This window comes from Paenibacillus germinis, assembly GCF_013141785.1.
Classification (GTDB): Bacteria; Bacillota; Bacilli; order Paenibacillales; family NBRC-103111; genus Paenibacillus_E; species Paenibacillus_E phytorum.
The window spans coordinates 41,210-55,138 of the sequence record NZ_WHOC01000073.1 but is presented as its reverse complement, the minus strand read 5'-3'; the positions used below and the strand labels follow the sequence as shown (position 1 = coordinate 55,138).

Below are 13,929 nucleotides of genomic sequence, written 5' to 3'. Positions count from 1 at the left end.
ATTTTAGATGAAAAAGAGAGCCATACCCGCACTATTACTAAGTAGTATGCTTGTACTCGGAGGTTGCTCAATTGCAACGAAGAAAGATGTTGTCGCAGAGACAAGTAAGGAACCCGCTGACGTTCAGAAACCGGTGGATATCGAACTGCTTACAATGAGCAGCAATGAAACAGATGCCAACGTCATTCGGGATCAGCTATCCAAATCAGGTTTCAATGTGAAATTGAACCTACAGCCCGACTTTGGTAGCTTTACAGCTCAGCAAAAGGCGGGCAACTTTGATATTGCCATCTCCAGTTGGACGACAGTAACCGGAAATCCAGATTATGCGGTAAGATCCTTGTTCAAAACAGGTGGAGATTATAATAAAGGACCGATCAGCGATCCTGAAATCGACAAGTTAATAGATACGGCAGCGTCTCAAACACCTGAACAGTATAAGGCAACTTATGAAAAACTGGAGCAGCGTTTGGTCTTTGATAAAGCGTATATCGCTCCTCTATATGTATCGTTGAAGAACCAAGGCTTAAATAAGAATGTATTGAACGATAGCTCCGTACGACTGTCCAAATCAAGATCGATGGTATGGGAAGCTATCGATTTCGCGGATACATCCAAAAGGGATAAGGATCCGTTAATTTTACAACAAAGTATTGCAAGTTTAACCTCTCTTGATCCGATTAAAGGGAATGATGGATCGATTAACATGCTGAACACGAACATGTATGTAAGGCTGGTTAATTTGACTGATGATGACAAAATTACGGCAGATGGAGCGTTATCCCATAACTTCGCCATTGCTAATGGCAATTCAGAGTATTATTTCCTCTTGAGGGATGACATCAATTTTGCCAAAATTCAAGCGAAAGCAGCTGTCGACTCCAAAGATCGAGTAGGCGCTGAAGACGTGGTATTCTCCCTAAACCGTGCTAAGAACAAGGACTCTGTTCCAGACCACAGAACGTACAGCTTGCATGAGCATATCAAAAGTGTCGAGATTGTAACCGATCTAAATACGTTATCATCTGTCAAACAATCAGGGTCAAACAGCACGATTAAAGAAGTTCTTGAAAAAGGATTGAAGTCTCCGATCAGCGAATTGTCGGGCAATAAGACGGATGTTAACAATCAATCTGGGAAATACCAAGTTGTTAAATTAACGACGACAGAACCATTCCCGCAAGTATTGAACTATTTGGCGCATCAATCAGCAGGTATTGTCTCGAAGAAGCAGGTCGAAAGTATTAATACATTTGATGTGGCCAAGTATGATGTGAATAAGGATATTTCCTACGGTGATCAAGCGACAGTAACAGAAGGCGCAAAGTATAACAATGCACTCGCGGCCAGCGGTCCTTACATTCTTTCTTACAAGAATGATTATGAAGCGGTATTTTATAAGAATCCAGGTTACAGAATAGGTACGGAATACGAGCCTAAGATTTCTAAAGTCGTGGTACGTTTCATCAAAGATGCGGATAGCGCGTTATCGGCATTAAGAAGCGGCGAGATTCATGTGTACTACGGTGTTTCGGAAACTAAATTTGATTTAGTGAAAAATGACAGCAAGCTCAAGCTGCAAACGCTTGAAAGCAATGGGGTAGCTTATCTCCTGTTTAACTTGAACAACCGAGAAGTATCCAAAAGTGAAGATTTGAGAAAAGCAGTCTTGTATGCCATTAATCAAGATGAGCTTATTAAAACGTATAATAACAATAAGTTTAAGGCAGTTTCAACGTTAACGCCTTTGGTTAAAACAGGTTTGGAGTTGAAGGCGGATCCTAACAAAGTGAAGGAATTCTTGAAGAAGTACAGTGAAAGTAAATAAGTGAAGGGTGATAACATGCCTGCTGTCAAAATCTCACAACACGATGCACTGATGATCGAAAGCATTCGAGCTCAGGGAACTTCCGATCAAGCTCTGCTTGAGCTAGTGAGAAGTGCAAACCTCACTGATCTGCAAGCTTCGGGGAATAGCGATTTTGATTATCGCGAATTGCTTCCATTCGCTAACGCGGATTGGGCATCCTTTGAAGCAGCGATTCTAGAGGGATATGAAATCAAATACAATACCATAAACGGAATCAGGTATTTATTGCGAGTTAAATTTGGCAAAGAAGTTGAGCGATTGACGCGAGATGAAGGCGATTATCTGGCAGATGTTGAGCTTCGTACGGAGGACTTGAACAAACTGCGGGAGATTGTCTCGAAATATTGGTCAATAACTGAAGGGAAGCCTCATGAGGTTGAGGGGCTTCACCATGTTCGTATTGAGCTTTTACAAAAATAGGCACATTTAGAGAAGAGCGAGAAGAACCAGCAAACCCTTGAGTTTGCTGGTTTGTTGCCTTATAAACGTTGACTCATCCTATGCTGCTGCCTGAATTCATTCGGCGAAAAGCCCGTAAACCTTTTGAACATTCGGGATAAATAAGGCGTTTGCATGCCCAGTTGTTCGGCTATTTCGGCGATGGTCATATCCGAATGGAGGAGCAGGGAGTTAGCCTTTTGCATTCTCTTTTTATTGATGTAGACGATAGGTGAGACGCCGAGCATTGATTTGAAATAGTGCAAAAAATACTTCGGGTGAAAGTGGACGAGTTGGGACAACATGTCTACTGTCATTTGCTCAGTCAGGTGTTTTTCGATATATTGCAGTACGATATACAGTTTATGGACGGAAGGAATCGATGCCGTTTGCAGCGGATCTACCGTGGATCGTTCAATGAACCGTGACATCAAGTGAAATAATAACGATTTGACAATAAAAGGCGCAGCTAGTCCATCGCTTTCATGCTGGGTAATCAGCTCTTGAAACTGGTTTTTTATCGTTTCATCATTTCTCATGGCGATGCAATGAGGTGTGATCAACAAATCAAACAAATTATTTTCCCCAACGGTTGCGGTAAAGTGGCACCAATATGTTAAAAAAGGATTGCTCTCATCGGTTGAACAAGATATACGCGTGCCGGCTGGCACAAGAAACAGCTCCCCTGGAACAGGGTAGTATTCGATATTATTGATTTTCAGCCAACCTTCTCCTTCCAGAAAAAAATAGAGAACGTTTTCTCCTTGAATGATGTTGGTACCGCCCCAATCAGGTCTCACTCTCGTAAGAGCGCCTGTCGACATGTGGATCTGTGTATTCGATAAATAGGTACGAGCCAAATCCATCCTGTTACTCACCTTTTTCATGAAGATAGCTTACTATTGTGCAAAAACCTCCTATTATTATATATTCATTTCCCACTTTCCGCATCTTACAATAAATATCAATCACATTGTTTGAAAGGGGATTAATATAATGAATCACACTATACTAGCCAAGCCATCGGAGCAGCAGCTTAAGTGGCAGGATTTGGAATTTGGGATGTTTTGTCATTTCGGTATCAATACGTTTTGCGATCAGGAGTGGGGGGAAGGTACGGATTCCCCGGAATTGTTTAACCCGACGCAGTTTGATGCTCTGCAGTGGGTTCGCTCAGCCAAACTAGCGGGAGCCGCTTATTTTGTTTTAACGGCCAAGCACCATGATGGATTCTGTTTATGGCCGACGGAAACGACCGATTATTCTATTAAATCGAGCCCTTGGAAAAATGGACAAGGCGATGTCGTTCGTGAAGTTGCGAGTGCGTGTGAGCAGGAGGGTATCCGTTTTGGTCTGTATTTGTCGCCGTGGGATCGGCATGAACCGTGTTATCCGGACAAGGAGGCTTATGACGATTTTTATGCTGCCCAGCTGACGGAATTGCTTACGCAATACGGGCCGCTTGTCGAGCTTTGGTTCGACGGGGCCGGTTCTCATGGCAGGGAATACGACTGGAGACGCATCATGGGATTAGTGAAGCAGTATCAACCGGATGCGATGGTTTTCAACATGGGGGCGCCGACGATCCGATGGGTAGGCAATGAGGATGGCGTTGCACCTTATCCGTGCTGGAACACGGCTGAATCCGCCAAGCTAAGCATGTATACGCAAGATATGGCGGCATGGCTGCCAGAAACCCCGGCATGGGTGCCCGCCGAGTGCGATGTGCCGATCCGCAAGGATCGCTGGTTCTGGCATCCGAATGACGAACACACACTTCGCTCGCTGGACAACTTACTCGATATTTACTATCGCTCAGTTGGACATGGCTGCACGCTTTTGCTAAATTTGGCCCCCGATAACCGGGGACTCTTGCCTGAGGCGGACGTTAATCGACTGATTGAATTCACAGGCGAAATCAAGAGAAGATTCTCTAACCCCATTTCCGCGACGGATGGAGAGGGAGATGCTGTACTATTGTCGTTTGAGGCGGAAACCGATGTCAATCACGTGATTTTAATGGAAGATATTGCCCACGGCGAACGCATTCACTCTTACGTGCTCGAGGCAGAGCAGCAAGGGCAATGGATAGAACTAGTCAAAGGAAGTGCCGTCGGTCACAAGAAAATCGACCAGTTTGAAACGGTCCGTACCAAGCAGCTGCGGCTTCGAGTTACGGCTAGCGTAGACAAAGCCCTGATACGGAGTTTTGCGGGTTATAATTGCTGATAGAACAAGTAAAAATCGATGCGGGATTGTGCTGCCCAGCTCTAAGGCCCGTGCTCAGTCCTCCCCGGCACTACCATTATGCTCGCGGAACGTAGAGACCCTATTTTGCTCGAAACGGCTTATTTCTCGTTTTCGCGGAACGAGGAGCCGCTATTCTCCCGTTTTCGCGCTGTAAAAGCCGCAAAACACCAAAATAGCGCCGCTACGTTCCGCGTACAAGCCCCATATCGGCATAATCGCTGAAATAGAGGCTCCTCGTTCCCCGCCAGCCTAGATTAGCAGCTTATATGTCCGAATTCGCTCCTTACCACTTATGACAACCAGCATCTGCTTGTCTACTAGATTACGAAGGAGCGTTCTCGCATGTCTCGTGGTGACATTAAGGTGATCCGCCAACTCAGCTGGGGTAAGGGGGCGAAGCAGCCTTCGAGCAAACCGCAAAGCTTCGCTTTCCAGCCACGACAAGTCCTTAGGCACGCCCGTTGATACGAATTTTCCGATTAAGGAAAGCACTAGCTGCTGGCATTGTTTCGGTGTATCGGTTATCGATGAATAGGCGATCGGTATAACTACCCATCCGTCTAATGCAAGGTGACTGTGCCTCAAGCATAGGTCCTTGAATCGCCATGCTTCGATATCGCGAGCATGAGAGCCGAAGCCTTGCACTTCAATGACACCTTTAGCATCACCGGGCATGTAGGCAAGATCTAAATATCGATACCCATTGGAGAAGTCGCGCACCTCCCATTCGGGGTAAAGATGATGAAAGTTCCCGACGACGGGGTACCAAATCGTGCGCAGAAATTCCGTCTCCGCGTGGCCTAGTCCCTTTTCCAGACGTTCCCGTCTTCTCCCGTTCGCTTCTTCTTCCACCTGCTGCTGCATAAACTGCTCAAATGCTTGTTCAAATTTCAAACCATATCATCCTCCATCGTACCGGTCCTAAATAAAAACGCCGCTCCAATCCACGAACGCAAAGTAACAAATCTACTTAGCGCTTCATGAGATTAAGAGCGGCGTGTGCTTCACGACCATTTTACAACCAGTATATAGCAAATAATTGTCCATCGCTAGGGGAGCATGCAGAAGGTCATTCAAAAATAAATGAACTCGCCATCTTGGGGGATAAACACCGAATCTAACGCGCTTTGTTTCTCTAGATACGTAAAAAGATCCTTTCTTGTTAACGTGCAGTGACTAATTGCATCCATATGCACGGCTACAATTTTAGACGAGGGAGATACCTGTAAGACTTTAATGATATCTTGAGGGGTCATAGTGATAATAGATCCCAACAGCAGCTGAGCCCTTGGTGTATTTAAGATACAAACCCTAGGTTGGTACTGCTTGAAAACTTGGTTGATTTGATCAGTAAAAATGCAATCTCCTACTATGTACAAGGAGTCCTCATCTGAAGTACTCAGAATATATCCGGAAACTGGACCAAGCAGTTTAGATACGATTCCCTTTGCGTGCTGGCCACTAATTCTCCTGAAATCAATTCCGCACCATTGATGGGTATCATCTATTGGATAAACGTTAAAGAAACCACAGGATTTAATATATTTTTGATCAGCAAGTTGGCAAAAGACGGGGACCTTCTTGTTTAGAACGGTCTTTGCTGTTTTATCGAAGTGATCAAAGTGTAAATGAGTTAGTAGAATAGCATCGATATTATCAAAAGTATCTAACGTTACAGGGAGAGGTACGGAGGGGTTTCTACGTAAAGTCCTTGTAAAAGGAACTGGAGGGAGCTGTCCCACATCACTTAACATAGGGTCGACAAGAAATCTTTTGCCATTCATTGTAACAAGTGAGGTTGCGTTACGGATATGTTGAATAGAAAAAGACATGGCTATCATCTCCTGATTTTGTGAATATCGCACTTCAAATAAAGTACCGACCGGTCTGTTTTAAATTAACACAGCGATAAGTATTCTGCAAGAAGTTTTTTCCACCTTGCTTTGCGAATCTTATGTAATTTGGATTGTTTTTCAAAAAGTAGTATGCTATTTTAAGACCAAACGGTACTTTTTTGATTGGAGGTTGTACCATGCGTAAGGGCCAAATAACGAAAGAACATATCATTCGCGAGTCTGCTGGTTTGTTTAATACAAAGGGATATACAGGTGCTTCCCTATCTGAAATTATAGAGCGTTGCGGTATACGTAAAGGCGGGATTTATAATCATTTTGAAAATAAGGATGAAATTGCTCTTGCGGCCTTTGATTATTCTTTTTCGCAAATTCTAGGGCACCTATCCAAAGCACTAGAGAATGCATCCAACTCCAAAGAGAGACTGTTGGCCATATGCAAGGTTTATATCGATCTCATTGAAACCAACTCCTTGGAAGGAGGATGTCCGATATTAAATACAGCGATTGAAAGTGACGACGGACACCCCCATCTCAAAGAACGCGCTCAACAAGCAATGAAAATTTTCATCGAAAGGTTAACCTTGATTATTGTCAAAGGCATTGAGAATAAAGAATTTAGAAAAGAGATAGATCCTGAAGAGGTGTGCAGCTATATTATTGCTGTGGTTGAAGGAGGCGTTATGCTGAGCAAATTATTTGATGATAGCAAGTACATTCGACATTGCGCGAGTAATGTTAGGCAATATATCGATGATCGGATGCTGATCAAGTAAAGTGTGTAAACAGCTTCTAACACTGCGGTTGAATTAATCATATTCTTACTATTGTATCTAAAAACCAAAACAGGGCCTGCAGAAGCAGGTCCTTATTTTTGTTCATCTATAATAAGCAGTTAGTGGTACGAAAGTCATTGACACAGATTATGTCTCATATATCTTTTAGAATGAGTATGCAAAGAACGCGGACCATGAGAGGAGTCAATGAAATGGAAATTCCGAGACGGAATCAAGGTACGTACGGAAATGTGCCTCAGCCCATCCGAAATGACGGCGCGGGAGGGATGGATACAGGTCCCAGGGATGTTATGAGGGATATCGAAAACCCTGACATGCTGGTTCCGCCTGTAACGGATTCTGGCTTGCTCCCTAACATGAAATTTTCATTCTCTGACACTTCTATGACGTTAAATCACGGAGGGTGGTCACGGGAAATCACCGTCAGGGAACTGCCCATTGCGACCACGCTTGCAGGTGTAAATATGAGCTTGACGCCCGGTGGTGTCCGGGAATTGCATTGGCATCAACAAGCAGAATGGTCCTATATGATTTTGGGACGGGCGCGAATTACGGCAATCGACTCAGAGGGGCGAAATTTCATTGCCGACGTTGGCCCAGGCGACCTGTGGTACTTTCCTCCGGGACTGCCCCATTCCATTCAGGGGTTGGAACACTGCGAATTCCTGCTCGTCTTCGATGATGGTAACTTTTCTGACCTTAACACCTTATCGATTTCCGATTGGTTTGCACACACGCCTAAAGATGTACTTTCGGCCAATTTCGGAGTACCCATGAGTGCCTTCAATAACATTCCTTCCGGTCAGGTTTATATCTATCAAGACAAAATTCCTGGTCCGATGGAAAGTGAGAGAGTACAGTCCCCTTACGGAACCATCCCCCTGAGCTTCAAGCATCAGCTGCTAGCGCAAACACCAGTCAAAACACCTGGCGGCAGCGTACGAATCGTGGACTCTTCTAATTTTCCTATTTCTAAAAATATCGCAGCGGCGCTTGTTGAGATTGAACCGGGAGCAATGAGAGAACTGCATTGGCATCCGAATAACGACGAATGGCAGTATTACCTGACCGGACAGGGACGCATGACGGTATTTGCTGGTAATGGTACGGCCCGAACATTTGATTATAGAGCTGGTGATGTCGGCTATGTACCATTTGCTACGGGGCACTATATTCAGAATACCGGGAATCAAACGTTATGGTTTTTGGAAATATTCAAGAGTGACCGTTTTGTTGACGTATCATTGAATCAATGGATGGCGCTTACCCCTCGCAACTTGGTTAGAGACAATTTGCATGTTGGACCCGAATTATTGGATGCGCTGCGTAAAGAGGAATGGCCGGTCGTCAAATATCCGGGGTTTTCTTATTACCCTAAATAATGACAGGAGTTTTGAAAATGATGTCGAAATATAGGTGAGGTAATAATTACCAATAAAAAGGGGTAAAGTGAATGAATCGCAAAAAAACGCTTTGGACATTGATCATGTCACAAATCGTGTACGTCTTGTTTGTAATTGTATGGCTGTTTGTCGCCGGAATGTCGGTCATGATGTTCGACCATCCTGATGCGGTAAATGATGTAACGACTTGGCTTATTTTTTCTTATATTGTCATTTACCCGTTAGGACTCCTGGCAGCACTAATTGCGGGATGGATTCTTTTTTCCCGGCGGAGGTATAAGGCTTCGCTGATCTGGAACTTTGTTCCGCTGCTCTGGATCGTGCCCTTGCTCGGTTTTTTAGCTTATGCGAATTTTTGAACCATTAAATGTGGGGCTTTAGCGAAAATTAGCGAATAGAAATGATAGTCAAAAAGACACCTTAGAGGTGTCTTTTTGCATGTAATACAAGGGAAATTGCCAGCTCCCTTCCAGCAGAAGGTGAGCAAGGCGATGGTGTAGCATTGGGTTCTATCAAACATGGTCAGGTGTAAGCCTGAGCCGCTTGGCCAGTCCGGTTAAAAAGTATAAAAGTACGTGCATGCTGATCCGCGTCGTCCGGTCTCGCGTATCCCGGTTCGGGTCCACGCAAACCATGTCCATAGCGATGACGCGGTCCCACGCTCCGAGCACCTCTGCGCAATAAAACAAGTCAAGTGGCGAAAGGCCGCCCGGTCCGATCGCCGGCACCCCAGGCACATCCGACTGATCGAGCACATCGATGTCGAACGTAGCGTATACAACATCGACGTTCTGCTTAAGTTTGTCGATCGCTTCTTCTAGAATCGTCTGAATGCCGCGTTCTCTGACCTGCTTCGCCGTATATAGGGTAACACCCTGTTGTTCGGCGTAGGTGCGATACTGCTTGGAGTTGGCGAAGCTGCGGAGGCCGATTGTCACGACGTCCTCGCCTCGCAAGACTCCGGTTTCCATAAGGCTGCGCACAGGAGTCCCGTTCGATCTTCCCCCGGAAGCTGTGTCGCGCACATCGAGATGGGCGTCGAATTGGATCAGTCCGATCCGTTCTCCGCGGACACGTTGTAGACCAGTTAGTGCTGGATACGTGATCGAATGGTCGCCGCCGATTAAACACGGAACGACGGTCGGGAGCCGTTTCGCCACTTCCTCAAAGGCATGTTCAATATTATGGTGGCATTGCGGAATATCGGTCGTATGCATGACGATGTCACCGAGGTCGCGTACGTGAAGCGGCAGCAAATCCACATCGTCTTCGAAGTTATAAGTCGTGAACGCGCTGAATAACTGGCGGAATACGGTCGGATGCATATGAGCGCCGGAGAAGCTGATCGAGCTCTTCGAAAGCGGTGCACCGATAAGGGCAGCGTGAAACGATTCGGCGCCGTCCCATTCGGTGATCCAATCGCTGAGCCGGGTTACGTTAGGATCTCCTTGACCGTGCGTGTAAACCAGACTCGGCCGCTGTAAATAAGGGATTTGCTTCATCATGAATGCCTCCTATCTGAAATCGAAGACGTGACTGGCTTCGGATCATTTGCTTGCAGCACCTGGCTCAAAAATGTTTGCGTACGCGGATGCGACGGGTTCGTAAAAATGGTCGAAGGCGCTCCTTCTTCTAGAATAACACCGCCATCCATGACTACAACCTTATCGGCCACATCGCGGGCGAATCCCATCTCGTGCGTCACGATGATCATCGTCATCCCTTCCTGCGCCAGATTGCGCATCACCTGAAGCACTTCTCCTACCGTTTCCGGATCGAGAGCGGATGTAGGTTCGTCGAACAGCATCACTTTCGGCTTCATCGCCAAGGCGCGGGCAATCGCGACGCGTTGCTTTTGGCCGCCGGACAGACTCGATGGACGGGCATTCGCCTTTTCCTCCAAACCGACCTTGCGGAGTAGTTCGAGCGCCTGTTGTTCCGCTTCCTCTTTTTTCATGCCGCGTAATGAAATTGGGGCCAGCGTGATGTTCTGCAGTACTGTCATGTGCGGGTAAAGGTTGAATGATTGAAAAACCATTCCGACTTCCTGCCTCATCGCATTCAGTTCGTTTTGGGGCATTTCCCGGGAATGTCCGCCGGCCGTTATACGGCCGATTGCCTTTCCTTCGATGAACACGTTCCCTTGTTCGAACGTCTCCAAATAGTTGATGCAGCGCAGCAGCGTGCTTTTTCCCGAACCGGACGGTCCGAGTATGACCACGACTTCCCCGCGATTCACCTGAAGATCCACACCCCGCAGCACGCGGTTGTTACCGAACGTTTTGTGTAAGCAGTTAATTCGTATCATCGCATGTCATCTCCTGTGCTCAGACGTTTCTCCAACTTCATCCCGATGAGTCCGATAATGTTGTTGACCACGTAATAAAGAATGGCGACAGCAATCAAAAATTCCAGCGTCTTGTACGTATCGGCGATCAGGATGTTCGCCTGCCGGAACAGCTCTACCACCGTGATTGTGGACAGCAGCGACGAGTTTTTGGTCAGCGAAATCAGCTCGTTGGTCATCGGTGCCAGCATCCGGATAACCGCTTGCGGAATGATGATCTTCCGCATCGTTTGCGCGTAGGAGAAGCCGATCGATCGTCCGGCTTCCATCTGTCCCCGATCGATCGATTGGATTGTGCTGCGGATGATTTGCGACGAGTAGGCGCCGCCGTACATCGCCAAGGCGATGATGCCAGACACCCACGGGACCGTATCGATACCGAACAGGATCGGTAAGCCGTAGTATAAGAGGAAAAGCTGGACGAGCAGAGGCGTTCCCCGGAACCAGGAGAGATAGGCTAGGGACAAGAACCTTATCGGTCTGTTTTTGGCCATCTGCCCAAACGAAATGATCGTTCCGACCACGATGCTAAGCGTAAACCCTGCTAGCGTGTAAGCAACCGTATACCATAAAGACTTCAGAAGGAGACGAATGTTTTGCCATTCCGCTAGGATGCTAAAATCAAGATGCTGCATGGTCAACCCTCATTTCCAGTTATTCAAACCATTTTTTGAAGATTTCGTTGTATTTGCCGTTCGCATTTATTTTCACGAGCGCTTCGTTAACTGCTTTCTGGAATTCCGGATTATCTTTACGGATACCGTACCCATAAAATTCTTGCGTCAGTCCTTTAGGCAGCACCTTCATTGTGCCTTTTTCTTTCGCGTACGTCATGGCAGCAGGTCCACCAGTTACGACAGCTTCGACTTTGCCAGTTTCGAGTTCTAGGAACATCTCGGTGTTCTTCTCGACCTTCACCAGCGGAATGTCCTTGTAGTTCTCTTCTAAAAATTTGACGGATTTGGTGCCGATTTGCACAGCTACTTTCTTGCCTTTCAAATCTTCGATGCCTTTGATCTTGTCATTGTCCTTTTTGAGCATGATCGTCAGACCGCCCGGGAAGTATGTGTCGGAGAAATCGATTGTCTGTTTGCGTTCGTCGGTAATGTACATGGCGGAAACGATCAAGTCGAATTTTTTGGCCTGCAAGCCTGGAATCAGCCCCTTGAACTCCGTATCGACGAATTCCACTTTATCCGCACCCATTTCTTTGGCAACCGCTTGAATGAGCTCGATGTCAAAACCATCGTATTTGTCACCCGATTTGTATTCGAACGGTTTGAAAGTCGCATCCGTTCCGACTGTAAGTGTTTTGTTCTTTGCGATTTTTTGCAGCACTTCGTCCGTACTGACTTTCGCCGATGCACTCGTCGTTTTGGCCTGTTCGCTCGGAGCGGGATTCGCTTTCCCGCCACCGCAAGCGGTTGCAAGAATCGTTAGTACGCACAAGATCGCGAGAGGCATTACTTTTTTCATTTGGTGAGTCATTGTTTTTTTCCCCCATTGTGATTTAATTGTTACTGCAATTCTATATATAGCAAGTTTCATGCCAACCGTTTGATAGAGAGAAAAACATGAGTGTTTGTAAGGGTTTCTAAATAAACCTGGCGATAACGAGAGGATTCGCTAGGAGAGACAAAAGCGGCAGTTTTTGCCGATGCGGTGGATTTCGCCGCCCCTTTGATAGCCAAAGGCAAACTTTAGTTTTAATAGCAAAGGGGCTGTCCCAAAAGTAGATAAATCTCTCTACCTGAGGACAGCCCCTAATTAACCATCTGGGGCATTCGAATCGGTATTCAGAACAAAATTCATACTTCCATTGGATTTTTCCAATGGAAGTGGCAGGCAGACTGCAATAACTCACTAAGTGGGAGCTGAATTTTCCAAATAAGACTTTTGGGACAGCCCCTTTTTTGGCATAGTAAACTTCTTCATTCGTTCGCTTTGCTTAAGTGTTTTGCTTTTGATGGGAATGATGTGAATTTAATGTTACCTGCCGTTAGAACAATACTAAGAAGAACGAGTATCGCACCTATATATCCTCTAAAGCCAAGGATTTCTTGTGCAAACCAGAACCCACAAATAGCTGCAAAAACAGGTTCTAGTGAAAAAATTAACCCCGTTCGAGCTGGTGAAGTATATTTTTGGGCAATAATCTGTAAGACAAACCCTAAACTGCAAAAGATACTAAGCATGAGAATTGCAAACCATCCAGATGATGTTTTTGGTAGCGAAGGTGTTTCGAAAATTATGGAAAAGATGAAACCAAACAATCCAGTAAATCCTAGCTGTAGAATACCTAGACTAAGAGTATCAAATCTTCGTGCAGCGAAGCTTGCCACAATAATGTGAACGGCATATAAGAATGCAGCCGCTATACACAAAAGATCACCAATACTCATAGTAAGAGGAAATTGTAAAGTCAGAAATGCAATTCCCGTTATTGCTATTATGATGCTGAGTATAGTTTTTGTTGGGATTTTGTTTTTGAAGATGAAAGTGCTAATTAAAGGAACAAAAACAACGGTTAAGCTTATTAAAAACCCTGCGTTGGAAGATGTCGTTGTCTTCAAGCCAAATGTAATCAAGGTGAATATAGCAAATAAGATAAAGCCTAGGATGAAGGAATAAAGTAAGATCTTTAAGTTAATCTTCTGCCGCAGGTGTCGGGAAAAGATGATAGATGCAAGAATAAAGGCCAATCCAAACCTAAGAGCAATTAAATTAAACTCCTGTATCGAATCTAGGCCCATTTTCATAAATAGGTAAGAAGATCCCCAGCATATGGTGACAAATAACATGATAAGATCAGCTTTCAGCGGTTTCAATTTGCTAGTTTCCAAGATGAATTCCTCCTTGTTGTCTCGATTATTATACAATAGAGCAAGGTAGGAGCACAGGGCGGGACGAGCTTAACCTGTTTACTGACTTCAACACTCTGCAAACCGTTGGACATCAGAGACCGGGCCGT

The 13,929-nt window shown here is 45.5% G+C and carries 14 protein-coding genes; 6 read left to right on the top strand and 8 right to left on the bottom strand.

Going from position 1 to position 13,929, the window contains the following annotated elements:
* The first annotated feature begins 7 nt into the window (after positions 1-7).
* Positions 8-1,828: an ABC transporter substrate-binding protein gene (locus GC102_RS14725; protein ID WP_171690209.1), complete on the top strand. Its 1,821-nt coding sequence runs from the start codon at positions 8-10 to the stop codon at positions 1,826-1,828.
* A 15-nt stretch (positions 1,829-1,843) separates the two neighbouring features.
* Entirely contained in the window at positions 1,844-2,290 is a 447-nt protein-coding gene (locus GC102_RS14720) for a hypothetical protein (protein ID WP_171690208.1), read from the top strand.
* A 59-nt stretch (positions 2,291-2,349) separates the two neighbouring features.
* Here GC102_RS14720 and GC102_RS14715 read toward each other — a convergent pair whose 3' ends face one another.
* Positions 2,350-3,174 carry an AraC family transcriptional regulator gene (locus GC102_RS14715; protein ID WP_171690207.1) on the bottom strand — a complete coding sequence of 275 codons (825 nt, stop codon included), beginning with the start codon at positions 3,172-3,174 and terminating at the stop codon, positions 2,350-2,352.
* Positions 3,175-3,304: 130 nt separating this feature from the next.
* On the opposite strand from GC102_RS14715, the gene GC102_RS14710 reads away from it, so the two are divergent.
* Entirely contained in the window at positions 3,305-4,537 is a 1,233-nt protein-coding gene (locus tag GC102_RS14710) for an alpha-L-fucosidase (protein ID WP_171690206.1), read from the top strand.
* 270 nt (positions 4,538-4,807) lie between these two features.
* On the opposite strand, the gene GC102_RS14705 is transcribed toward GC102_RS14710, so the two are convergent.
* A complete protein-coding gene (locus GC102_RS14705) occupies positions 4,808-5,422 on the bottom strand; it encodes a transcriptional regulator (RefSeq protein WP_171690254.1) in 615 nt (204 codons plus the stop codon).
* 209 nt (positions 5,423-5,631) lie between these two features.
* A complete protein-coding gene (locus GC102_RS14700; protein ID WP_171690205.1) occupies positions 5,632-6,390 on the bottom strand; it encodes an MBL fold metallo-hydrolase in 759 nt (252 codons plus the stop codon).
* A gap of 200 nt (positions 6,391-6,590) precedes the next feature.
* Between GC102_RS14700 and GC102_RS14695 the strand changes: the two genes are divergently transcribed.
* The 3 genes from GC102_RS14695 to GC102_RS14685 all read left to right on the top strand — a co-directional run bounded on the left by GC102_RS14695 (position 6,591) and on the right by GC102_RS14685 (position 8,970).
* Positions 6,591-7,187 carry a TetR/AcrR family transcriptional regulator gene (locus GC102_RS14695; protein ID WP_171690204.1) on the top strand — a complete coding sequence of 199 codons (597 nt, stop codon included), beginning with the start codon at positions 6,591-6,593 and terminating at the stop codon, positions 7,185-7,187.
* A 212-nt stretch (positions 7,188-7,399) separates the two neighbouring features.
* Entirely contained in the window at positions 7,400-8,590 is a 1,191-nt protein-coding gene (locus tag GC102_RS14690; protein ID WP_171690203.1) for an oxalate decarboxylase family bicupin, read from the top strand.
* Between the two features lie 71 nt (positions 8,591-8,661).
* Positions 8,662-8,970 carry a hypothetical protein gene (locus GC102_RS14685; protein WP_171690202.1) on the top strand — a complete coding sequence of 103 codons (309 nt, stop codon included), beginning with the start codon at positions 8,662-8,664 and terminating at the stop codon, positions 8,968-8,970.
* Between the two features lie 153 nt (positions 8,971-9,123).
* Here the strand turns inward: GC102_RS14685 and GC102_RS14680 are convergent, their stop codons facing one another.
* The 5 genes from GC102_RS14680 to GC102_RS14660 form a co-directional block, all read right to left on the bottom strand.
* Positions 9,124-10,116, bottom strand: coding sequence for an agmatinase family protein (locus GC102_RS14680; RefSeq protein WP_246320923.1), 993 nt, complete (start codon positions 10,114-10,116; stop codon positions 9,124-9,126).
* Positions 10,113-10,919: an amino acid ABC transporter ATP-binding protein gene (locus tag GC102_RS14675; RefSeq protein WP_171690201.1), complete on the bottom strand. Its 807-nt coding sequence runs from the start codon at positions 10,917-10,919 to the stop codon at positions 10,113-10,115. The genes GC102_RS14680 and GC102_RS14675 overlap by 4 nt, the downstream gene beginning before the upstream one ends.
* Entirely contained in the window at positions 10,916-11,593 is a 678-nt protein-coding gene (locus GC102_RS14670; protein ID WP_171645718.1) for an amino acid ABC transporter permease, read from the bottom strand. Before GC102_RS14670 ends, GC102_RS14675 begins: the two co-directional genes overlap by 4 nt.
* A gap of 19 nt (positions 11,594-11,612) precedes the next feature.
* Positions 11,613-12,446, bottom strand: a complete 834-nt coding sequence (locus tag GC102_RS14665) for a transporter substrate-binding domain-containing protein (RefSeq protein WP_171690200.1) — start codon at positions 12,444-12,446, stop codon at positions 11,613-11,615.
* A 443-nt stretch (positions 12,447-12,889) separates the two neighbouring features.
* The gene (locus GC102_RS14660) at positions 12,890-13,786 is read right to left on the bottom strand and encodes a DMT family transporter (protein WP_171690252.1); all 897 of its coding nucleotides are present in this window, start codon (positions 13,784-13,786) and stop codon (positions 12,890-12,892) included.
* Between the last annotated feature and the right edge of the window lie 143 nt (positions 13,787-13,929).

Excerpts from the sequence above, each read along its gene's own strand:
- GC102_RS14685 (WP_171690202.1), top strand. The coding sequence starts at position 8,662 with ATGAATCGCAAAAAAACGCTTTGGACATTGATCATGTCACAAATCGTG.
- GC102_RS14680 (WP_246320923.1), bottom strand. The coding sequence starts at position 10,116 with ATGATGAAGCAAATCCCTTATTTACAGCGGCCGAGTCTGGTTTACACG.
- GC102_RS14690 (WP_171690203.1), top strand. The coding sequence starts at position 7,400 with ATGGAAATTCCGAGACGGAATCAAGGTACGTACGGAAATGTGCCTCAG.
- GC102_RS14705 (WP_171690254.1), bottom strand. The coding sequence starts at position 5,422 with ATGCAGCAGCAGGTGGAAGAAGAAGCGAACGGGAGAAGACGGGAACGT.
- GC102_RS14720 (WP_171690208.1), top strand. The coding sequence starts at position 1,844 with ATGCCTGCTGTCAAAATCTCACAACACGATGCACTGATGATCGAAAGC.
- GC102_RS14710 (WP_171690206.1), top strand. The coding sequence starts at position 3,305 with ATGAATCACACTATACTAGCCAAGCCATCGGAGCAGCAGCTTAAGTGG.
- GC102_RS14695 (WP_171690204.1), top strand. The coding sequence starts at position 6,591 with ATGCGTAAGGGCCAAATAACGAAAGAACATATCATTCGCGAGTCTGCT.
- GC102_RS14665 (WP_171690200.1), bottom strand. The coding sequence starts at position 12,446 with ATGACTCACCAAATGAAAAAAGTAATGCCTCTCGCGATCTTGTGCGTA.
- GC102_RS14715 (WP_171690207.1), bottom strand. The coding sequence starts at position 3,174 with ATGGATTTGGCTCGTACCTATTTATCGAATACACAGATCCACATGTCG.
- GC102_RS14700 (WP_171690205.1), bottom strand. The coding sequence starts at position 6,390 with ATGTCTTTTTCTATTCAACATATCCGTAACGCAACCTCACTTGTTACA.
- GC102_RS14675 (WP_171690201.1), bottom strand. The coding sequence starts at position 10,919 with ATGATACGAATTAACTGCTTACACAAAACGTTCGGTAACAACCGCGTG.
- GC102_RS14670 (WP_171645718.1), bottom strand. The coding sequence starts at position 11,593 with ATGCAGCATCTTGATTTTAGCATCCTAGCGGAATGGCAAAACATTCGT.
- GC102_RS14725 (WP_171690209.1), top strand. The coding sequence starts at position 8 with ATGAAAAAGAGAGCCATACCCGCACTATTACTAAGTAGTATGCTTGTA.